This window comes from Streptococcus mitis, from assembly GCF_946188615.1.
In the GTDB taxonomy this organism is placed as follows: domain Bacteria; phylum Bacillota; class Bacilli; order Lactobacillales; family Streptococcaceae; genus Streptococcus; species Streptococcus mitis_BZ.
In genome coordinates this window covers 36569-59043 of the sequence record NZ_CAMHVK010000004.1, presented here as the reverse complement: position 1 = coordinate 59043, position 22475 = coordinate 36569, and the positions used below count along the sequence as shown (strand labels likewise).

General features: G+C 38.6%; 19 protein-coding genes. 16 read left to right on the top strand and 3 right to left on the bottom strand.

From position 1 onward, the window contains the following. The first annotated feature begins 58 nt into the window (after positions 1 to 58). From OCF95_RS05095 to OCF95_RS05080, 4 genes are all read left to right on the top strand, one after another. The gene (locus OCF95_RS05095) at positions 59 to 817 is read left to right on the top strand and encodes a threonine/serine exporter family protein (RefSeq protein WP_024057274.1); all 759 of its coding nucleotides are present in this window, start codon (positions 59 to 61) and stop codon (positions 815 to 817) included. Between the two features lies 1 nt (position 818). Then, positions 819 to 1268, top strand: a complete 450-nt coding sequence (locus OCF95_RS05090) for a threonine/serine exporter family protein (protein ID WP_020901615.1) — start codon at positions 819 to 821, stop codon at positions 1266 to 1268. Between the two features lie 113 nt (positions 1269 to 1381). Beyond that, the gene (locus tag OCF95_RS05085; protein WP_173876751.1) at positions 1382 to 2554 is read left to right on the top strand and encodes a hydroxymethylglutaryl-CoA synthase; all 1173 of its coding nucleotides are present in this window, start codon (positions 1382 to 1384) and stop codon (positions 2552 to 2554) included. Beyond that, a complete protein-coding gene (locus OCF95_RS05080) occupies positions 2554 to 3828 on the top strand; it encodes a hydroxymethylglutaryl-CoA reductase, degradative (protein ID WP_261105018.1) in 1275 nt (424 codons plus the stop codon). Before OCF95_RS05085 ends, OCF95_RS05080 begins: the two co-directional genes overlap by 1 nt. A gap of 36 nt (positions 3829 to 3864) precedes the next feature. Here the strand turns inward: OCF95_RS05080 and OCF95_RS05075 are convergent, their stop codons facing one another. Beyond that, positions 3865 to 4830, bottom strand: a complete 966-nt coding sequence (locus OCF95_RS05075) for a LacI family DNA-binding transcriptional regulator (protein ID WP_049500229.1) — start codon at positions 4828 to 4830, stop codon at positions 3865 to 3867. Further along, the gene (locus OCF95_RS05070) at positions 4811 to 6265 is read right to left on the bottom strand and encodes a sucrose-6-phosphate hydrolase (protein WP_049500227.1); all 1455 of its coding nucleotides are present in this window, start codon (positions 6263 to 6265) and stop codon (positions 4811 to 4813) included. The genes OCF95_RS05075 and OCF95_RS05070 overlap by 20 nt, the downstream gene beginning before the upstream one ends. 364 nt (positions 6266 to 6629) lie before the next feature. Here OCF95_RS05070 and OCF95_RS05065 point away from each other — a divergent pair, with 364 nt between their 5' ends. Next, positions 6630 to 8534, top strand: a complete 1905-nt coding sequence (locus tag OCF95_RS05065; protein ID WP_049500225.1) for a sucrose-specific PTS transporter subunit IIBC — start codon at positions 6630 to 6632, stop codon at positions 8532 to 8534. A gap of 149 nt (positions 8535 to 8683) precedes the next feature. Then, positions 8684 to 9571 (top strand): fructokinase ScrK, encoded by an 888-nt coding sequence (gene scrK / locus OCF95_RS05060; RefSeq protein ID WP_000164310.1) that lies wholly within the window; start codon positions 8684 to 8686, stop codon positions 9569 to 9571. A gap of 42 nt (positions 9572 to 9613) precedes the next feature. Here scrK and OCF95_RS05055 read toward each other — a convergent pair whose 3' ends face one another. Beyond that, on the bottom strand, positions 9614 to 10231 hold the full coding sequence (locus OCF95_RS05055; RefSeq protein ID WP_000076168.1) for a TVP38/TMEM64 family protein: 618 nt from the start codon (positions 10229 to 10231) through the stop codon (positions 9614 to 9616). 496 nt (positions 10232 to 10727) lie between these two features. On the opposite strand from OCF95_RS05055, the gene OCF95_RS05050 reads away from it, so the two are divergent. From OCF95_RS05050 to OCF95_RS05005, 10 genes are all read left to right on the top strand, one after another. Next, complete coding sequence (locus tag OCF95_RS05050; RefSeq protein WP_261105017.1) at positions 10728 to 11489, top strand: DUF6261 family protein; 762 nt, start codon at positions 10728 to 10730, stop codon at positions 11487 to 11489. A gap of 93 nt (positions 11490 to 11582) precedes the next feature. Beyond that, positions 11583 to 12737 carry a bacteriophage abortive infection AbiH family protein gene (locus OCF95_RS05045; RefSeq protein WP_261105016.1) on the top strand — a complete coding sequence of 385 codons (1155 nt, stop codon included), beginning with the start codon at positions 11583 to 11585 and terminating at the stop codon, positions 12735 to 12737. A 154-nt stretch (positions 12738 to 12891) separates the two neighbouring features. Then, positions 12892 to 14463, top strand: a complete 1572-nt coding sequence (locus OCF95_RS05040; protein ID WP_261105015.1) for a type I restriction-modification system subunit M — start codon at positions 12892 to 12894, stop codon at positions 14461 to 14463. Continuing rightward, positions 14453 to 15460, top strand: coding sequence for a virulence RhuM family protein (locus OCF95_RS05035; RefSeq protein ID WP_247949388.1), 1008 nt, complete (start codon positions 14453 to 14455; stop codon positions 15458 to 15460). Before OCF95_RS05040 ends, OCF95_RS05035 begins: the two co-directional genes overlap by 11 nt. Further along, positions 15457 to 17289: a restriction endonuclease subunit S gene (locus OCF95_RS05030; RefSeq protein ID WP_261105013.1), complete on the top strand. Its 1833-nt coding sequence runs from the start codon at positions 15457 to 15459 to the stop codon at positions 17287 to 17289. Before OCF95_RS05035 ends, OCF95_RS05030 begins: the two co-directional genes overlap by 4 nt. A gap of 13 nt (positions 17290 to 17302) precedes the next feature. Continuing rightward, a complete protein-coding gene (locus tag OCF95_RS05025; protein WP_261105012.1) occupies positions 17303 to 18124 on the top strand; it encodes a hypothetical protein in 822 nt (273 codons plus the stop codon). Then, positions 18121 to 18540, top strand: coding sequence for a hypothetical protein (locus OCF95_RS05020; protein ID WP_261056953.1), 420 nt, complete (start codon positions 18121 to 18123; stop codon positions 18538 to 18540). The genes OCF95_RS05025 and OCF95_RS05020 overlap by 4 nt, the downstream gene beginning before the upstream one ends. Then, positions 18533 to 21577: a type I restriction endonuclease subunit R gene (locus OCF95_RS05015; RefSeq protein ID WP_261105011.1), complete on the top strand. Its 3045-nt coding sequence runs from the start codon at positions 18533 to 18535 to the stop codon at positions 21575 to 21577. Before OCF95_RS05020 ends, OCF95_RS05015 begins: the two co-directional genes overlap by 8 nt. 197 nt (positions 21578 to 21774) lie before the next feature. Continuing rightward, positions 21775 to 22116 (top strand): YbgA family protein, encoded by a 342-nt coding sequence (locus OCF95_RS05010; protein WP_239822433.1) that lies wholly within the window; start codon positions 21775 to 21777, stop codon positions 22114 to 22116. Beyond that, positions 22100 to 22465: a TIGR02328 family protein gene (locus tag OCF95_RS05005; protein ID WP_033686502.1), complete on the top strand. Its 366-nt coding sequence runs from the start codon at positions 22100 to 22102 to the stop codon at positions 22463 to 22465. Before OCF95_RS05010 ends, OCF95_RS05005 begins: the two co-directional genes overlap by 17 nt. Positions 22466 to 22475: the final 10 nt, after the last annotated feature.

Below are 22475 nucleotides of genomic sequence, written 5' to 3'. Positions count from 1 at the left end.
ATTTTTTTTGACTCCAGATTTGTGATAGAATAGAGGGAGTTGATAAAAGGAGGAACGCATGGAAGAATCAAGAGAATTAAATGCCGTCATCGATGTGATTATGTTAGCAGGAACCATTCTCCTTAAAAGTGGTTCAGAGATTCATCGTGTAGAAGATACCATGATTCGTATTGCGCATTCGCAGGGAATTTTGGATTGCAATGTTCTGGCTATGCCTGCCGCAATCTTTTTCTCCATTGAAAATACCAATATTTCGCGAATGAAACGTGTGACTTCCTCTTCTTATAATATTGAAAAAGTCTGCGATGTCAACCAGATTTCTCGTCAGTTGGTAGGGGGAAAGCTGGATTTAGAGACGGCCTTCAAGCAATTGACGGCCTTGCAAGCTCAACCTCTTCCCTATACTAAGTTGCAGGTAACTTTGGCTGCGACCTTTAGCGCCCCTTTCTTTTCAATTATGTTTAGTGGAAATATCTACGATGCACTTGGGGCAGGAGTGGCTACCTTATTTGGTTTTGCATTTTCCCTTTATGTGGAAAAATTTATCCGAATTCCTTTTGTGACGGCCTTTGCTGGAGCCTTTGTATTTGGGATGATTGCCCAGTTTTGGGCTCGCTACACAGGCTTTCCTTCAACGGCAGATTTGATTATAGCTGGCGCGGTCATGCCTTTTGTACCAGGAATTGCCTTGACCAATGCGGTTCGTGATATTATGACCAACCACATAAACTCTGGTATGAGTAAGATGTTTGAATCCCTGCTCATTACCCTTGCTTTAGGGGCAGGAACTTCTGTCGCCTTGGTATTGATGAATTAATATGACACTAACAACCTTTTTATTACAAGCAGTAGCAAGTCTTCTTGCTATCATCACTTTTTTAATCGTACTCAATGTGCAACGTTCTATGCTCTTACCAGGAGGAATTTTGGGCATGGCTGTCTGGCTAATTTATCTTTTGCTCAAGGAACCGACCAATGTTATTGTGGCTACTTTTATTGCAGCCATTATCGGTTCTTGTGTCAGCCAGATTTTAAGTATTCTTTATAAGACACCTGCTGTGGTCTTTATCTTGGCCATCTTGGCACCTCTGGTTCCGGGTTATCTCTCCTATCGGACAACTGCCTTTTTTGTGACGGGAGATTACAGTCATGCCATTGCTAGTGCAACCTTAGTTGTTATGTTGGCTTTGGTGATTTCCATTGGAATGGCTAGTGGAACAGTGATTCTCAGACTTTATTCTCACTTACGAAAACAGCATAATGGTTAGAATAATAAGGGACTTGATTTGGTGAATCAAGTCTTTTTTCTCTCTTTTACTGCTATTTGTGATAAAATAGTATAGAACGATTTTTTACAATGAATGATAAAACAGAGGTAAATATGACAATCGGTATTGATAAGATTGGTTTTGCGACCAGTCAATATGTCTTGAAATTACAAGACTTAGCAGAAGCGAGGGGAATTGACCCTGAAAAATTAAGTAAAGGACTCTTACTCAAGGAATTGAGTATTGCGCCTCTAACTGAGGATATCGTGACCTTGGCAGCCAGTGCAAGTGATTCTATTTTAACTGAGCAAGAAAGAGCAGAAATTGATATGGTCATTGTGGCTACTGAGTCAGGAATTGACCAGAGTAAAGCTGCGGCCGTCTTTGTACATGGTTTGCTGGGCATCCAGCCCTTTGCTCGTAGTTTTGAGATTAAAGAAGCCTGCTATGGAGCGACAGCGGCCCTTCATTATGCCAAATTGCATGTGGAAAATTCTCCAGAGTCCAAAGTTTTAGTTATTGCCAGTGATATTGCCAAATATGGTATTGAAACACCTGGAGAACCCACTCAGGGTGCTGGAAGTGTGGCCATGTTGATTACACAGAATCCACGCATTATGGCCTTTAATAACGACAATGTGGCTCAGACTCGTGACATCATGGATTTCTGGCGTCCAAATTACTCAACAACTCCTTATGTAAATGGTGTCTATTCTACCCAGCAATACTTGGATAGTTTGAAAACGACTTGGCTTGAATATCAAAAACGCTACCAGCTTACTTTGGATGATTTTGCAGCTGTTTGCTTCCACTTGCCTTATCCTAAATTAGCGCTAAAAGGCTTGAAAAAAATCATGGATAAGAGCCTGCCTCAAGAGAAAAAAGACCTCTTGCAAAAGCATTTTGACCAGTCTATTCTCTACAGTCAAAAGGTGGGGAATATCTATACAGGTTCCCTCTTCCTCGGACTTTTGTCTCTCTTGGAAAATACAGATAGCTTGAAGGCTGGGGATAAAATTGCCCTTTATAGTTACGGAAGTGGGGCTGTAGCTGAGTTCTTCAGTGGTGCATTGGTTGAAGGATATGAAGCTTATCTGGATAAAGACCGTTTGAACAAGCTCAACCAACGAACTGCCCTGTCTGTTGCAGACTATGAAAAAGTCTTCTTTGAGGAAGTAGACTTAGATGAAACAAATTCTACCCAGTTTTCTGGCTATGAAAATCAAGATTTTGCCTTGGTTGAAATTGTTGACCACCAACGCCGTTATAGCAAGGTTGAAAAATAATGAAGATAAGTTGGAATGGATTTTCTAAAAAATCATACCAAGAGCGCCTCGAGTTGTTACAAGCTCAGGCGCTCCTTAGTCCTGAGAAGCAAGTGAGTTTGGAGCAGGATGAACAGATAAGTGTGACTGTGGCAGACCAGCTGAGTGAGAATGTGGTGGGAACTTTTTCTCTGCCTTATTCGCTGGTTCCAGAGGTCCTTGTCAATGGTCAGGAATACACAGTTCCCTATGTGACAGAAGAACCGTCCGTGGTTGCTGCGGCCAGCTATGCAAGTAAAATCATCAAGCGAGCAGGTGGCTTTACTGCTCAGGTTCATCAGCGCCAGATGATTGGGCAGGTAGCTCTTTATCAAGTTGCTGAACCTGAACAAGCTCAAGAGAAGATTACAAACAAAAAGACTGAGCTCTTGGAACTTGCCAATCAGGCCTATCCTTCTATCGTCAAACGTGGAGGTGGGGCGCGTGATTTGCATGTAGAGCAGATAAAAGGCGAAACTGACTTTCTCGTTGTTTATCTCCATGTCGATACCCAGGAAGCCATGGGTGCTAATATGCTCAACACCATGCTGGAAGCCTTGAAACCAGTCTTAGAAGAACTCTGTCAGGGACAGAGTCTCATGGGGATTCTGTCAAACTACGCGACCGATTCTCTGGTGACAGCAAGCTGTCGGATCGCCTTTCGTTATTTGAGTCGCCAGAAGGATGAAGCGCGTGAACTAGCAGAAAAAATGGTTTTAGCCAGCCAGTTTGCTCAAGCAGATCCTTATCGAGCAGCTACTCACAATAAGGGAATTTTTAATGGAATCGATGCTCTCTTGATTGCGACAGGAAATGATTGGCGTGCCATCGAAGCAGGAGCGCATGCCTATGCCAGTCATGATGGTGCTTATCGAGGTCTCAGTCATTGGATGATGGATTTGGAAACAGAAGAGTTAATAGGAGAGCTGACTATGCCGATGCCAGTTGCTACCAAGGGTGGATCAATTGGTCTTAATCCTCGTGTAGTTCTCAGCCATGAGTTGCTAGGTCATCCATCAGCTAAGGAATTGGCTCAAATTATCGTGTCAATTGGTCTTGCACAAAACTTTGCAGCTCTTAAAGCTCTTGTCAGCACAGGAATTCAGCATGGACACATGAAACTTCAAGCGAAGTCACTAGCCCTCCTTGCAGGAGCCACAGAGGCTGAAGTGCCTAAGTTGGTAGAATGCTTGATTGCTGAAAAAACTTTTAATTTAGAAAAAGCCCAAACACTTTTGAGAAAATTTAGATTATAAGAAAAAACTCAGACTGATTCAGTCCGAGTTTTTTGTTTAAATACTTTTACCTGGTAAGAGACTAACTGGCAAGAAATAACCAGTGGTAGCAACCTCTTTACCTTCAATTTTTTGTAAGAGCAAATCAACTGTTAGGCGAGCAATCTCTTCCAAGGGTTGTTTAATGGTAGTGAGGTGAGGGTAGAAATTCTCAATGAAATAAGTCCCGTCATAGCCGATCACTTTGAGTTGTTCAGGCACAGAGATTCCAAGCTCCTGGGCAATCTTAATAACCAAAATAGCAGTCAAATCATCAGAGGCGAAAATCGCATCTGGTTTTTGTTTGGTCAGGATATTTTTTATTTCCATTTCCTTACGAAGGGGTGAAAAATCACTGGAAACATTGATAATAGGAGCCTTTGGCAAGATTGAAGCAAAACCAGCATGACGAAGTCCAGTTGGGGAATTAGAGTTGTCATTTCCTGTAATCATGATAATAGATTTGGCTCCAGTTTTAGCCAAGGTCTGAGCGGCTAGGACACCACCAGCATAGTTGTCAGAAGAAACGACAGGGATATCTGGAGACAGGTTACGGTCAAAAGAGATGATTGGAGCCGTTACGCGATTGTAGTCTTCAATTCCCAAGTTATGACTACCAGAGATGATTCCATCCACTTGGTTGGCTTCTAGCATTTCAAGATACTCACGTTCTTTTTCCGAATCGTGCTCACTATTGCAGATGATGGTCTTGTAGCCTTTTTTGAAGAGTTCGTGTTCCAATTTGTCAATCAATTCAGCATAGAAAACATGGCTAATTTTTGGGAAAATCAAACCGATTAACTTGGCTGATTTCCCTTGGAGGCTACGAGCAAGGTTGTTAGGTTTATAGCCCAACTCTCGCATGGCCTCATTGACCTTTTGGATGGTTTTTTCAGATAGATAGCCTTTTTTATTGATGACACGTGAAACAGTAGTAGGGCTGACACCAGCCAATTTTGCGACATCAGTCAGTTTTGCGACCATATTCTAATTCGTAGTAAGTTCCAGTTGGGTTTCCAGATTTAATGAGAATTCCATTTTGGTTCTCATGTGGGAAGACACGACCAGAAAATACTTTTTCTCCTTTATTGATGAAAATTTCAAAGACTGAGTTGTCGATGAAGATATTGACAGTAGTTGCTTGATTAGTAACTGAGCAAGAGCGAGTAGTTCCAAATTCTTGAGCATATTGCTCACCTGCTTGACTACGATCAACGGTTACTTGGCCATTGACAAGGTCGAAATTGATAGATAGCCCCTTTCCGTCTTTATCAGCAAGAAGGATGATTTCACTTTGGCTATTAGCCTCTAAGTTCAGCTCAAGTTCGTAGCTATTCTTAGTTTCAGAACGATTTGAAAATTCCTCTTTTGAAGCTCGAAGGTACTTGATGGCTTCTACAGGGTACTGATAGAGTTTGCCATCTTTAATGGTAAGTTCTTTTACCAATGAAAAAGTTCCTTGATGGTCAAAACGGTCAGATGGATAAGACACATCTGGCAAACCAAGCCAACTAACAGCGAGAGCACGTCCATCCGGAGCGTTAAAAGCTTGAGTAGCATAGGCTTCGAAACCATAGTCTAGATTGTGTAGTTCAGACACATCTACCAAACGAGCATTTTCAGGGTCGAAGGAAGCACCAATTTTATACATATTTGGATAAATATTGTCATATTCAAGAACTTTTTTATCCAAACCTTGTGGGCAGTAGAGAAGGACAGGTTGTTCTCCGACAAAGACAAGATTTGGGCACTCCATCATATAGGCAGTGCGGTCATTGTTGAAGTCCAAATCACCAACTTCTTGCCAGTTTGTATAATCATTATCGACTGCTTTGTAGAGACGGACGAATCCTTTTTTCTCCAAGTCTTGTCCACCAACGATTGCGTAGTATTGTCCTTTAAAGTTAAAAATCTGTGGATCGCGGAAGTGGTCGGTAGCATCAGCTGGTTGATCAATCAAGACCTTATCAATCTTTTCAATCTTGCCGTCCTTATCCATTAAGGCACCAATCTGATAAGGGTGACGCACCCAATTTTCATCACGGACATTTCCTGTATAGAATAGGAACAATTGATCACCAAACTGCATAGCAGATCCAGAGTAAGCGCCGTGGCTATCAAGTGGAGTATCAGGTAAGATTTTTACACCTGTTTCAGTAAAGTGAACCAAGTCGTCGCTTTCAAGCTGAACCCAAGACTTCAATCCATGAGCTGCACCAAAGGGGAAGTTTTGGTAAAAGACAACCCACTTGCCATCAAAGTAAGAAAAACCGTTCGGGTCGTTAAGGAGTCCTTCCTTTGGTTCAATGTGATAGCTGACATGCCATGGGGATTGTGCCATCTTTTCTTGGATTTCTTTTCTTTCTTCTTGTGTCCAATCTTCATAACGTCTGTAACGACGTTCGGTAGTCCATTCCATTTATATTCCCTCCATAAATTCTACTATCTTTATAGTAAACGTTTCCTTTTAAAAAAGCAAGTCTTTTATCATAAAATTAAGAAAAAAATATCAAACGATTGACAGAAACGGATTGAAGGATTTTATGAAAATAAATGAAAAAATGAAAGAATTTGCAAAAAAATCTTTAAAAACCTCACAATAATAGGTGAAATATTGCTTGTTTTATTTCAAAGACATCAAAAACAATCAAAAAATTCAAAATGCTAAAACTTTTTCTGCAAAACGCTTGACATATTTTAAAAACATGATAGAATTATATGCGTAGGGCGGATAAAATCGCTTTCAAACATTTTACAAATTTTTTATAAGGAGATTTTTGCAAATGACCAATACAGAAATTGCAAAAAAAGTCATCGAAGCCTTGGGCGGACGCGAGAACGTTAACAGTGTAGCCCACTGTGCGACTCGTCTTCGCGTTATGGTTAAAGATGAAGCAAAGATCAATAAAGATGCTATCGAGAGCTTGGAAAAAGTTCAAGGTGCTTTCTTTAACTCAGGTCAATACCAAATCATCTTTGGTACGGGTACAGTAAACAAGATGTACGATGAAGTCGTAGCTCTTGGTTTGCCAACAGCATCTAAGGATGAGATGAAAGAAGAAGCAGGTAAACAAGGAAATTGGTTCCAACGTGCCATCCGTACTTTCGGTGACGTCTTTGTACCTCTTTTGCCAGCAATTGTTGCTACTGGTCTCTTTATGGGGATTCGTGGGGCTATCGTTCAGGATCAAGTCTTAGCTTTGTTTGGAACTACTGCAGAAGCTTTTAAAGCAACAAACTTCTATACTTATTCAGTTGTTTTGACAGATACAGCTTTTGCCTTCTTCCCAGCCTTAATCTGTTGGTCAGCCTTTCGAGTCTTCGGTGGAAATCCATTGCTTGGTTTGGTTCTAGGATTGATGATGGTAAACTCATCCTTACCAAATGCCTGGGCTGTGGCCTCTGGTGATGCTCAACCAATCCTCTTCTTTGGTTTTATCAAAGTTGTCGGCTATCAAAACTCAGTTTTACCAGCCTTCTTCGTTGGTTTGACTGGTGCTAAACTAGAAAAGTGGCTCCGTAAGCGTATTCCAGATGTATTAGATTTACTCCTTGTACCATTCTTGACTTTCTTAGTAATGTCTATTTTGGCCTTGTTTGTCATTGGACCTGTATTCCACGAAGTTGAAAGCTATGTCAAAGTCGCTACTGTTTGGTTGCTCAGTCTTCCAGTGGGTCTAGGTGGATTAATCCTTGGTGGTGTTCATCAGGTCATCGTTGTTACAGGTGTTCACCATATCTTCAATCTCTTGGAGGCTAACCTTGTTACTTCTACAGGTTCAGATCCTCTTAATGCTATTATTACAGCAGCTATGACTGCTCAACTTGGAGCAACTCTTGCTGTTGGTGTAAAAACAAAGAATCCCAAAATTAAAGCACTTGCTTTCCCAGCAGCTCTTTCTGCAGGATTAGGTATTACTGAGCCAGCAATTTTTGGTATTAACCTTCGTTACGGTAAACCGTTTATCATGGGTCTTATTGCAGGTGCTGCAGGTGGTTGGTTAGCAAATATTCTTGGTTTAGCAGGAACTAGCTTTGGTATCACAATCATTCCTGGTACTCTTCTATACATTAATGGTCAACTCCTCAAGTATGTCTTTATGGTCTTAGTTACAACTGCCCTTGGTTTCGGTTTGACATATGCTTTTGGTTACAAAGAAGAAACAGAAGTTGTTGAAGAAACAGTTTCTGAAGAAACTACAGTGGTAAATGAAGAAGTACCAGCAACTCTTCAAGACGAAACAATCCAAACTCCAATCATTGGTGATGTTGTTGCTCTTTCAAATGTGAATGACCCAGTCTTCTCAAGTGGAGCTATGGGCCAAGGTATCGCTGTGAAACCAAGTCAAGGTGTGGTATATGCACCAGCTGATGCGGAAGTTTCAATCGCCTTTCCAACAGGACACGCTTTTGGTTTGAAAACAACTGATGGTGCTGAAGTCTTGATCCACGTTGGTATTGACACTGTATCTATGAATGGTGAAGGTTTTGAAGCAAAAGTTGCTCAAGGTGATAAGGTTAAAGCTGGCGATGTTCTTGGAACCTTTGACTCAAACAAAATTGCTGCAGCTGGTCTTGATGATACAACAATGGTTATCGTTACAAACACAGCTGACTATGCTTCAGTAGCTCCAGTCGCAACAGGTTCAGTTGCGAAGGGGGATGCTGTGATCGAAGTGAAAATCTAATCAATCCTCTCTAATGTGAAAACGAACAAATGACATGTTTGTTCGTTTTTGCTTGAATGGTAAGATTTACAGAGGAAAATCTAAAAAATAGAGAAATTTAGACTTTCGAAATATGCTATAATAAAGAAAATAAAAACAAGAGGTTTATCATGACAAAATTATATGGAAGCTTGGAAGCGGGCGGTACAAAGTTTGTCTGTGCTGTCGGTGATGAAAACTTTAACGTTGTAGAAAAAACACAATTTCCAACAACAACTCCAATCGAAACAATCGATAAAACCATTGAGTTCTTCTCGAAATTCGATAACCTTGCTGGTCTTGCAGTTGGTTCATTTGGTCCAATTGATATTGATAAAAACTCAAAAACTTATGGCTTTATCACGACGACTCCAAAACCAAACTGGGCAAATGTGGACTTGCTTGGTGCCCTTCGTCGCGCCCTAAACGTGCCAATGTACTTCACTACAGACGTAAACAGCTCTGCTTATGGTGAAGTGGTTGCCCGTAATAATGCTGGTGGCCGTATCGAAAACTTGGTTTACTACACAATCGGTACTGGTATCGGTGCAGGTGTCATCCAACGTGGTGAGTTTATCGGTGGTGTGGGTCACCCTGAAATGGGTCATTATTATGTTGCTAGACACCCAATGGATATTGAAAAAGAGTTTAAGGGTGTTTGTCCTTTCCATAAGGGATGTTTGGAAGGCTATGCAGCTGGTCCAAGTTTGGAAGCTCGTACAGGTGTTCGTGGGGAAAATATTGAACTCAACAACCCCGTTTGGGATGTTCAAGCCTACTATATCGCTCAAGCTGCTGTTAATGCGACAGTAACTTTCCGCCCAGACGTGATTGTCTTTGGTGGAGGGGTCATGGCTCAACAACATATGCTGGACCGTGTCCGTGAGAAATTTACATCTCTTCTTAATGGCTACCTACCAGTACCTGATGTGCGTGATTACATCGTGACGCCAGCAGTCGCAGGAAATGGTTCTGCTACTCTTGGAAACTTTGTCCTTGCAAAAGAAGTTTCAAAATAAAGCACAAAATCCGCTTGGGAAACCAAACGGATTTTTTATGTGTCAAAGCATTTGCCAGAAGAAGTCGATAATATAGGTCAGACCGTAGGTATAAACCACGAGGGTAAAGGGCTTGGTCAGAATGATGATGGTCATATAGCGCTTGAAGCTCATCTTGGTCAAGGCGGCCAGCATACAGAGAAAGTCAGCTGGACTAATGGGCCAAATCATCATAAAAATAAAGAAACGGTCAAAACGATTACCCTTATCCAACCAACCGATATACTTGTCATAGGTGCGTTTGCTGACGACAGACTGGACAAAGGCAGCTCCGTAGAGGCGCACCAGATAAAAGATAATAGCACAGCCAATCACGATACCGATATAGTTGTAGATAGTCCCGATGATGTGACCGTAGATAAAAACACCAGCCACCGAGGTCAAGGCTCCTGGAATGATAGGGACGACAGTCTGTAAAATCTGTAAAAAGATAAAGAGAGGTGGTCCCCAGATACCTGCCTGCTGGATAAAGGCAGAGAGGGTTTCCTTAGACTGTAAAATCCCAGCCTGATAAGCCCAAATACAGAAAATCAAACTCCCAACCCCACCGACAATCGATGAGATATTGATAACTTGCTGCAGAAGGGGAGAAACAGCTTTCATTTGTTTATCCTGTGACATGTAAACTCCTCATAGATAGTATAACTCTACTATACCATATTTTGGAGGAGAAAGGGGGAATGAGTGTTTTTGATGAGGAATAGATAGTGAATAGGCCTTCGAGACTTAGAACAGGTCTCTTCCCTAAAATTTACATGTATTCTAAGTCTCGAATTATCATAATTACATGAATTTAAAAGTATTCTAAGCTTCGAATGGCTTATCTGAGAAAGTTTTGAGGTCTTCTAGCTTTTGAATAGTCGTCTTTCCTAAAGTTTAAATGCATTCTAAAGCTCGAAAAGGTAAAATCTAAAAATAGTAAGAGTCTCTATCTGATGGACGGTGTGTATTTTCAGTCAGATAGGGATTTTTTAATTTGGAAATGTCTGATTTGTCCCTGAAAAGTACATTTTAGATGGAAATAATGACAGTTGAGAGGATGTGGGATAAATCTTTTAAAGTAACTGTTAGAATTAATTTAAAAGATTACATAATGGAACATAGAAAGGATATCATCATGACAAAATCATACGCTATTCGCCCGCTTAGTTACAGCAACTTTACTAACCGTGAGTTTGAAAGCCTGATGATGGATACTCATCAAAGTTTGGCGACTTTTTCTAAAGCAAACAAGGATGAGGGCATGTATACCAAACATTTGGAACCCTTCAAGATCAAGCTAGATGATTTTCAAGCTCAACTTGCGGCAGTAGAAACGAAAGAGTCTAGTAATCTGACAGAAGTCGATCGCAATCGAGATAGTGCCTTGGTCGGTCTCTTTACCCTTCATAGAGGATTTGCTAAGATTAAGGATACCAAGCTCAAAGAAGCTCATGAAACTCTGAAACCAGTCTTTGCCAAGTACAAGGACATCACCAAGCACAGCAACGATGTGGAAACGGCAGAAATCAAGAGCCTGCTCAAAACGCTTAGTGAAACACCTTATCACGAGGCAGTTACCAGCCTAGGACTGACCCCTATGCTGACAGCGGTGGTAAATGCTCAAGAGGAATATGACCAAGTGGAAAGTAAGGCGCGTGCTTCTAAGTCTGCCAAGGAAGTTGGCAAGACTAGACAGCTCCGTACCGAACTTTCAACCAGCTACGACCTCTTTATGCGCTATACCGCAGCCAGTGCAGAAGCCTACCCTGAAAAGGAACACCTGACTCAACTCCTCAAGGAACTCAATAGCATCCGAGATAGCAAGCGTCGTCTCATCACTAGCAACAAGAAAGATAAAAAGACCAAACCAGCAGAACCAGCTCAAGCAGCAGGATAAAGACAACCCCTTAGAAGCGGATTTCTAAGGGGGATTTTTGTGGTTTCGTGGTATAATTTTGGTAATGATCTATAATGTAGAGGAGAAAAAATCATGGCAGATACAATTTTAATTCTAGGTAATGGTTTTGATATTGCTATGGGGCGAAAGACGAAGTATACAGATTTTATTGAGTTTGAAAAACAATTATTTTCTAATCCAGATGAGAAGTTGCTGGAGTTTCTAAAAGTCACAAATCTTTGTATTGAGAAATATAGAGATAATTTGTATTTGAAATTTATCAATGAGAATAAAGGTACTCTTGGAGATAGTTGGTCTAATCTTGAAACCATGATTTCTCAACTTGCAGATGCAATAATGTATTTCAAAGAAAATAATGATTTATTATTCAAAGTTGCTACTACAGGACGAATTTGGTTATTGGAAGAGGAATTATTACAAGAAAAAAATTATAGGTCAAAATTATATATTGCAGATATGTTTTTTTCACTATTTCATGAAAAAGGCTGGGGTTCTTTGGAAAGAGAAGTTGCACTCGAAAAATTGAATAATGAATTTATCAATCAACTTGATTTATTAATTGAGCTATTAGAAATTTATCTGTCGTATTTAGATTATATAGATTTTGATGTTCAAAAGATTGAAGCAAGGCCAACAGCTCTAGATACAATATCAGATTTATCAAATTCTTCAGTTCTAAACTTTAATTATACTAATACATCAGGATATTTATTTGGGACTTCTGAGGAAAAAACTCATTTTATACATGGCCGAATTGATTTGAATAGAACTTTCAATCGAATCAATACGATGGTCTTTGGAATTGAGGACAAAGAAAATGATGTCAACAGTGATTTAATTCCTTATCAGAAATATTACCAAAGAGTTGTTAAAGAAACAGGAACTAAATTTGAAGACTTTTTCAAACCAGTTTATGAGTATTCAAGTGTGGGGATAGCGAAATCATTTCCTAAAAATATCATTATTTTTGGACACTCAGTAGATCCCTTGGATAAAGAAATATTCCAAAAATGCTTTAAGTTAGTAGAGATTGTATCAGAACAGAATAGAATGTTTAAATATCGATTTATTTTCACTTATTTCAATGAACTAGCAAAACGATCTATTATTAAGAATCTCGCAATCATTCTGGGGAAAGAAAAACTGATAGAGTTAACAGGAAAACAGAATGTTGTATTTGTAAAGAGTGATGATATGGAAGGTATGAAAGATGCTCTACTACCATGATAAAGTCAAAAGTAATTGAATTTATAGAAAACAATTGTCAAATATTATTTTAAAAATAGTTCATAACCTGCTCGCTCTTCTCCCTTCGAGTGGGTTTTCTTAAAATATGATAAAATAGAAGAGATAATACATTTATTTAATAAGGGAAGTAAAAATGGCAAGTAAAGAAAATGCAGAACGCAAGGAACTGCATCGTAAAATTTGGGCGATTGCGGACGATGTTCGTGGAGCTGTAGATGGTTGGGATTTTAAGCAATATATCCTAGGAATTCTGTTCTATCGCTTTATTTCCGAACACATGGCAGACTATTTTGACCGTGCTGAGCATGAAGCTGGCGACTTAGAATTCCGTTATGCCGAATTGAGTGACCAAGAAGCTGAGCAAGATTTTAAACCAGGGACAGTTGAGGATAAGGGCTTCTTTATCCTTCCTAGTCAACTATTTGGAAATGTTGTCGAGAATTCCTCGCAAAATGAAAATTTAAACGAAGACTTGGCCAACATCTTTCAAGCTATTGAGAAGTCAGCGATTGGGTTCAAATCAGAGGATGATATCAAAGGTTTGTTTGATAACTTGGATACACGAAGCAATATCCTTGGTGGAACTGTTCCAGAAAAAAATAAGCGTCTTTCTGATATTCTTAATGGTATCAATAGTATTAACTTTGGTAACTTTGAAGAAAATGACATCGATGCCTTTGGGGATGCTTATGAGTTCTTGATTTCCAACTATGCTAGTAATGCAGGAAAAAGTGGTGGTGAGTTTTTCACGCCACAGACAGTCTCTAAATTACTAGCTCGCCTAGTGATGGTCGGTAAAGACAAGATTAACAAGGTCTATGACCCAACATGTGGTTCAGGCTCTCTCCTTCTTCAAATGAAAAAACAATATGAAGACCATATTCTAGAAGACGGATTCTTTGGTCAGGAAATCAATATGACCAACTACAACTTGGCTCGTATGAATATGTTCTTACACAATATCAACTACAACAACTTTGATATTAAGCGAGGAGATACCCTTTTAAATCCTCAGCATTTAGAAGAAAAGCCATTTGATGCTATCGTTTCTAACCCTCCGTATTCTGTCAAATGGGTGGGAGATGGAGATCCAACTCTAATAAATGATGACCGCTTTGCGCCAGCTGGTAAGCTAGCTCCTAAGTCAAAAGCTGACTTTGCCTTTATCATGCATAGTCTAAATCACTTGTCCAATAAAGGTCGAGCTGCTATTGTATGTTTTCCAGGAATTTTCTATCGTGGAGGAGCTGAAAAGACCATTCGTCAGTATCTAGTAGATAATAACTTTGTTGAAGCGGTTATTTCCCTTCCAGACAATCTCTTCTTTGGAACTTCTATTGCGACCACGATTTTAGTTCTAGCGAAGAATAAACTTGAAAATAAAACACTCTTTATTGATGCGAGTAAAGAATTTAAGAAAGAAACCAATAATAATGTCTTGACGGATGACAATATTGAGCACATTATTGAATTATTTACTAATTGTCAAAGCGTAGACTATAAAGCGGCTCTCGTTGATAATGAAGTGATTGGTTCAGAGCAGGATTATAACCTTTCTGTCTCAACCTATGTCGAACAAGAAGATACACGTGAGAAGATTGATATAGATGTTCTCAATAAAGAAATCGCTGAGACTGTTGCCAAGATTGACCACTTGCGTGCAGAGATAGATAAGATTGTAGAGGAATTGAGCCATGGCAAATGATGTGATTCTCTATAGAACTGATGACGGTAAGTCTGCTATTGAACTCCACTTGGATAATGGAACAGTCTGGCTGACTCAACAAGAACTAGCTGAGCTCTTTCAAACTTCCAAGCAAAATATTAGTAAACATATCAAGGCCATCTTTGAAGATGGTGAGTTGGATGAAACAGTGGTTGTCAACTATCAGTTGACAACCACTCGTCACGGTGCAATGGCTGGGAAAACTCAGTCAAAAAAAGTCGCCTTTTATAATCTCGATATGATTTTGGCGATTGGTTATCGAGTTCGATCTCCTCGTGGCATTCAGTTCAGACTCTATGCTTCGACAGTCTTGAAAGAGTATCTGATTAAGGGCTTTGCCATGGATGATGAGCGCTTGAAAAACTTGGGTGGGGGCTCTTACTTTAAAGAACTTCTTGAAAGAATCCGAGATATCCGCTCAAGTGAAAAAGTCTTTTACCGTCAGGTTTTAGATCTTTTCGCAACATCTAGTGACTACAATGCAAATTCACCAGAGGCAAAGAAATTCTTTGCGACAGTGCAAAATAAGATGCATTACGCCATTCACCACAATACTGCTAGTGAACTCATTTACAATCGTGTTGATAGCGAGAAGGAGTTTATGGGCTTGACCACTTTTAAGGGAGACCTTCCTACTCTGACTGAAGCAAAAGTTGCCAAGAACTATCTGACAGAAAAGGAACTCCGTGGACTTAATCAGCTTGTATCAGGATATCTAGACTTTGCTGAAAGACAGGCAAACCGAGAAGAAGTCATGACTATGGCTGACTGGGTGGCTCACGTAGATCGAATCCTTCAGGCTACCGGAGAAGACTTGCTGGACAATAGTGGTTCTATCTCTCGTGAACAGATGAAGCAGAAGGTCGATAAGGAATATAAGAGCTACCAAGCCAAGACCCTCAGTCAAGTTGAAAAAGATTACCTCAAGGAAATTAAAAACATTGAAAATCTAGCCAAGGAAGGAGGGAAATCATGAACATCCTAGAAGAAATTCAAAACTGCTCTGTTGAGTGGAAGGAGTTGGGGGAAGTTTGTTCTGTTAAGAAAGGTAAGCAACTAAATAAAAATTTATTGACAGAAGATGGATTATATCCTGCATATAATGGTGGACAAACTTATTCAGGAAGAACTAATGATTACAATGTGGAAGCTAATACAATCATTGTAAGTCAAGGTGGGGCTTCTGCAGGTTTTGTTAATTTTGTTGATACTAAATTTTGGGCTAATGCACATTGTTATTATATACTTACTGATGAGACTCGAGTGAATAATAGATTTGTATATCATTTTGTAAAAATGAATCAGAAATATCTTATGGATTTTCAACATGGTGCTGGTATACCTGCGTTAAAATCTGATAAATTATCTAAACTATTAATTCCCATTCCTCCTCTAGAAATTCAAGAGAAAATTGTGCAAATACTTGACAAAATGACTGAGTATGTTACAGAATTGACCTCAGAATTGACCTCACGTAAAAAACAATATTCTTTTTATAGAGATAAACTCTTATCATTTGAGGACGAGGTTTATCAGGTAGAGTGGAAGACACTTGGAGAAGTAGCTACAGTAACTAAATTGGCAGGATATGAATTTACTAAATATGTAAATTATTCATCTAGTGGAAAAATTATTGCTCTTAGAGGCTTAAATGTGAAAAAAGGAAGATTAGTATTAGATGATGTGAAATACATTGATAATAGTGAGTTTTCAAAATTAAATAGAAGTAAATTACAGATTGACGATATGCTTTTTACTTATGTTGGTACGGTAGGAGAGGTCGCATTAATAGATAAAGATGACACGTATTATTTGGCTCCTAATGTTGCAATGGTTAGATTGAATACAAATGCTATTATTGCTAAATATTTAATGTATTATTGCCAATCGAATGCATTTGTTTATAGTCAAATTGAAAGATTAATGGAAGCATCATCGATGAAAAATTTGACGATGGAAAAAATTAGACAATTCAAAATCCCAGTCCCTTCCCTTGAAATCCAATCTCGTATTGTTCAAGTTCTGGACAACTTTGATACGGTTTGTAATGACCTCAACATCGGACTTCCTAAGGAGATTGAACTACGCCAAAAACAGTACGAATATTTTAGAGAAAAACTCTTGACATTCGTCGCCGAAGGCGAGTACACTGAGAGTAGAGTAGAGGAGTGGGACAACTCCGCTATTATCAAACTTTTACAGTGGGTATTTGGTCCAATTCGAGTGGAGTTGGGAACAATTTGTGAATTTGTAAGAGGAAATGGACTTCAGAAGAAAGATTTTACAGAAATCGGGAAGTCTGTTATCCACTACGGACAAATTTACACTAAATACGACTTTACAGTCACTGAAACTCTCTCCAAAACTAGTGAAATAGTGTTCAAAAAGCTAAAAAAAGCCTATCCTAATGATTTAGTAATGGCAACAACATCTGAAAATGTTGAAGATGTTGGGAAAGCAATTGTTTGGGAAGGGAAAGAAGAGATTGGAATTTCTGGAGATAGTTATATCATTCAAACGAGCCAAAACTCACGTTACTTAAATTATTGGTTCCGGTCTACATATTTTCAATCTCAAAAGGAAAGAAAAGTAACTGGAACGAAAGTTGTTCGTATCAATTCGAAGGATATGGAAAAATTTAAAATTGTTCTTCCACCTATCACTGAACAAAAAAGAATTGTCTCCATTCTTGACAATTTCAACACCTTAACGAGCTCTCTTTCTGAGGGACTTCCAAAAGAAATCGAACTAAGACAGAAGCAGTATGAATACTGGAGAAATCAATTACTCAATTTTAATGAATAAGGAAAAGTGAATTATGGCGGATGATAAAGTATTTAATACATTGGAAGATATTGCAGACGAACTAATCTCAAGTAATAAGAAGGTACATTTAATTTATGCTTTTAATGCTACAGGGAAAACGAGGCTATCTACAATTTTAAAGGATAAATTAAATATCTCGGAAAATGATGGAGAGTCAAAAGTAAAGAAAATACTTTATTTTAACGCTTTTACAGAAGATCTTTTTACTTGGGAAAATGATTTAGAAAATGATGAAGATCGTTACCTCAAATATGATAAGCGTACTTTTTTTGGTAAGTTTTTAGAAGAACAGCAACAATTTGAACAAGTCATTATCAACTTTCAGAAGTATGTCCATAACCTCATAGTTCCAAATTTTGAAGATATTGAGAGACAGGCTAATGATAGTTCGGGATTCCCAATTTTTGATATTATTGGAGACCAGCGTGTTCCAAGATTGATAAGTGATTTTAAGGGAATTCGCTTTACTTTAGATGGTGATACAGTCAAAATTTCTAGAGGTGAGGAGAGGATATTTGTTTGGTCTATATTCCTAACTCTTTTGGAACTTATTATTGAGGAGTTAAGCGATCCAGATATTGACTCTGATTTTCAGGACTTTAAGTATATTTATATTGACGATCCAATTTCTTCGTTAGATGATAACAATACTATTGATTCCGCTATTTTTTTAAAGGAAATTATTGCTAAATCTAAACACACTGATTTAAAGTTTATTATTTCTTCTCACCAACCACTTTTTTATAATGTTTTGTACAATGAAATACGGTTTGACAGAAAAATACCAAATAAAAAAAGTCCTTTTATGTTATGAAAAAAGAAGTTGATAAGGAGGACAAAGTCAGATATATTTTAACTGACGTTGAGAAAGATTCTCCCTTCGGATACCACCTAAAGGTGAGAGAAGTGCTACGTAAAGCTGTAGACAGTGGACAAGTAGAAAAATTTCATTATGCTTTGTTTAGAAATCTGTCAGAGAAAACAGCCACATTTTTAGGCTATAGTAGATGGGAAGATGTTTTATTAGGATTAGAGGTGGCAGGTGAGGAGATTACCAAAGAAAATTTAGAACCATATGCTCAAAGGTTTGATTTATTCACTCATAATCGTCAATCGGACTTGGAGTTTAGAGAATTGCTAGAAAGAGAAAAAAATACCTTAATAGATTTATTCAATAGTTTTGAGAAAAAATATAAATTTAACCCAAAAGAGGAAAATGAAAATGGTTGATTATTCAAAAATACATGAAGTTATTGCGGAAACGAATGAAGGGATTCTCTTGGCTGAGTATCAACCAGAGTATCGCACAGATAGAGAATATCAGTCTGAGGCTGACCTAGAAAATCAGTTGATTTCTGATTTGGTAAATTATCTTAACTACGAACGACTAGATATCCATACGCCTGAAGAGCTCTTAGCAAATGCCAAGGTGCAAATAGAAAAACTTAATAAGGTGACTTTTTCGAATGCTGAGTGGGATCGCTTTGTGGTAGAGTATTTAGACTGTCCCAATGAAGGTCTAGTTGAAAAAACTCGAAAAATTCAAGAAAATCATATCTATGACTTTGTTTTTGATGATGGACGGATTAAAAATATTTCCATCATTGATAAGAAAAACATTCATAACAACAGCATGCAGGTCATTAACCAAGTGACCCAACTAGGTAGCCATACCAATCGTTATGATGTGACCATATTGGTAAATGGCCTTCCTTTAGTTCAGATTGAATTGAAAAGACGTGGTGTTAGTCTTAAAGAAGCTTTTGAACAAATCCATAGATATAGTAAGGAAAGTTTCAATAGCGAGAATTCTCTGTATAAGTATATTCAGATTTTTGTGATTTCGAATGGAACTTATACACGCTACTTTGCAAATACGACAGCTCAAAATAAAAATCACTATGAGTTTACCTGTGAGTGGGCGGACCGTAAGAATAAGACTATTCACGAATTGGAAGATTTTACCGTTACTTTCTTAAGCAAGCGTGTCCTATTGGAAGTTTTGACCAAGTATTGTGTTTTTGATGCTGATAATACCTTGCTCATCATGCGTCCTTATCAGATAGCAGCTACTGAGAGTATCATACGCAAGATTCATTCATCTAATGAGATGAAAAACTTTGGCTCTATCAATGCTTGTGGCTATATCTGGCATACGACGGGTTCTGGGAAAACTTTGACCAGCTTTAAGACTGCACGCTTGGCAACAGAGTTGAATTACGTTGACAAAGTGATATTCGTCGTTGATAGAAAAGACCTTGACTACCAGACCATGAAGGAGTATCAAAAATTCCAGCCAAATTCAGTCAATGGTAGTAACAATACAAAGGAACTACAACGCAGTATCGAAGAAAATGATGATCGAATCGTTGTCACAACTATTCAAAAGTTAAATAAGTTTATCACTGCAAATCCTAATCATGAAGTCTATGCTAAGAAATGTGTCTTGATTTTTGACGAGTGTCATCGTTCTCAGTTTGGGAAGGCTCAAAAGCGCATTAAGAAGGCTTTTAAACAGTACGCTCTATTTGGATTTACAGGTACACCAATTTTCCCAGAAAATAGCTTGACGGGTGAAACAACGCAAGAAGTTTTTGGAGAACAACTTCATAATTACGTTATCACAGATGCTATTCGAGATAAAAAAGTATTGAAGTTCAAGGTTGACTATAACTATATCAAGCCTGAAATCAATAAATATAGAGAGGCAGAAAAAGCAGTTGGTCAAGAGCTTGATGAGAAGAAACTCAAAAAGATGGAGAAGGAACTCCTTTTGCATCCAGAACGGATAGCAACCATCACAGAATACTTACTTCGCGTGTATAATAAAAAAACACACCGAAATCAACACTATACTCATAAACAAAAACAATTGTCTGGCTTTAATGCCATGCTGGCTGTACAAAGTATTGAAGCAGCAAAATTATACTATGAAGAAATCCAGCGACAACAAGCAGCTTTACCAGAAGCTAAACGCTTAAAAGTTGCAACCATTTTTAGCTTTGCACCTAACGAAGAACAGTCAGCTTATGGGGAAATTCAAGACGAAGAGCTAGACCCTCAAGATACAGCTATGTCTCTATCTTCTAAAGAGTTTCTGGCTAAGGCAATCTACGACTATAATCAAATGTTCAAGACGAACTTTTCGACAGATGGTAAAGAGTTTCAAAATTACTATCGTGACCTTTCTAAACGAGTTAAGTCCAAGGAAGTGGATTTACTGATTGTAGTGGGTATGTTCTTGACAGGATTTGATGCTCCGACCATGAATACTCTCTTTGTCGATAAAAACCTTCGTTATCATGGATTGATTCAGGCATTCTCGAGAACCAATCGAATTTTTAATAGGGTTAAACCTTTTGGAAATATTGTTTGTTTTCGTGATTTAGAAAAGGCTACGCAAGAAGCTATTAAGACTTTTGGAGACACAAATAAGCTTGAAATCATCTTAGAAAAAAGCTTTAGTGAATACATGGATGGTTTTGTCGATCAGGTAACGGGTATCGAGGTCAAAGGATATACTGCGGTTTGTCAGGAAATTCTGGAAAAATTCCCAAATCCGCAAGAAATTGAAACCGAGCATGATAAAAAGGAGTTTGTTAAGTTATTTGGTGAGTTGTTGAAACTTGATAATGTTCTTCGAAATTATGACGAATTCCAAGAAATCGACAAACCTATTTCTGAAGGTTATCTTCAAGATTTAAGAAGTGCCTATGTGGAAATTCGAGATGAATTTTTGAATCTTAAAAACTATGAAAAGACCAAGGATTTGGATGTTGACCTTTCAGATGTCGAATTTGAAATTGAGTTATTAAAAACTGATGAGATTAACCTAGACTATATCTTGGCATTGATTGTTGAAAAATCGAAGAATTCTGAGTCTAAAGAAGTAATGAAAGCAGAAGTTAGTCGTGTGATTCGTTCTAGTATCGATATCCGTGCCAAAGAAGAGTTGGTTATCGGGTTTATCAATGACACCGATTTGCAAAAATTGAAAGACCATGATGGGATTATCAATGCTTTCTATGAATATGGCAAGGAGCGCAAGAAAATCGCAATCCATGACCTAGCTGAGTCTGAGAAACTTGTAGCTGATTACCAATTATTCATAGACAAATCAATTCAACGAGGTTATGCTGAAAATAGTGGGACTGATTTGGATTCGATTATTCCACCAACTTCTCGTAGACAGGGAGCGCGTGAACGGAAAAAGCAAGAAGTTTTACGTAAGATTCAGTTGTTAGTAGAGACTTATTCAGGTATTTAAGGATTGTTGACTAATATCTGTTAGAAAAATCAGACTCTACAAAAAATACTATTTATTCGCTCATAATTCGCTCATTTTTAAGATATAACTTTGTTTCCATATTTCCGGGGAACTAGTAGAAAGTAAGGAGAAATATGGAAAATAACAACCAACGTGCCCTTTGCTAGCAACTCTGGGCGAGAAACAAATACCTCGTTTTGAGTCATTCTAGCAATATTTACAATGAGATCCGCCAATACTTGAAGAATGAAGAGGTGGAGGTAAGTCATGTTCAAGAACTGATCGATCGTGCCTGTCAAATCCCTAAGCATAGAGGTCAGGTTTGCAATGTCTTTCAGCATATTTGGGGCTATTTCAAAAAGAAAGCAACAGAGACTGAACGCAAGGACTACATGCTCTTGCTGGATCGCTACCGATTTGGTCAGGCTTCTCAGGCAGACTTGATTACTAAGACTCGAGACTTGCTTGATCGCTATCCAAATACCTATTTGCAACATTCGACTTTACTGAAAGGAGATTGTCATGAGACTTTGGCATGAGGCTTTGATTTCACAGCTTCCCCGTCCTCAACTCTTGGGACAACATCGAGAGTGCTGTGCCCTCCGTGGCAATGGCTGGGGCAGAAAGCATGCAACGGTGGACTATGTCTTTACCCACTCGCCCTATCGTCTCTATGCCTATCATGACTTGATCATGAAGGAGATGGCTAACCGAGGCTATAATGTCAGTCCAGAGTGGTTGGATAAAAACTATCGTGGTAAGACCTGCCCTCCTTATCAAGAATTAGTAGAGGAAAAGTTGACTAGTCCTATATACAGCGAACATGACGCAACCTACTATGAGGAGTGTCTGGCAAATCTCCGAGAGAAGGGGATAGAGCTGGAATAATAGTAAGGAT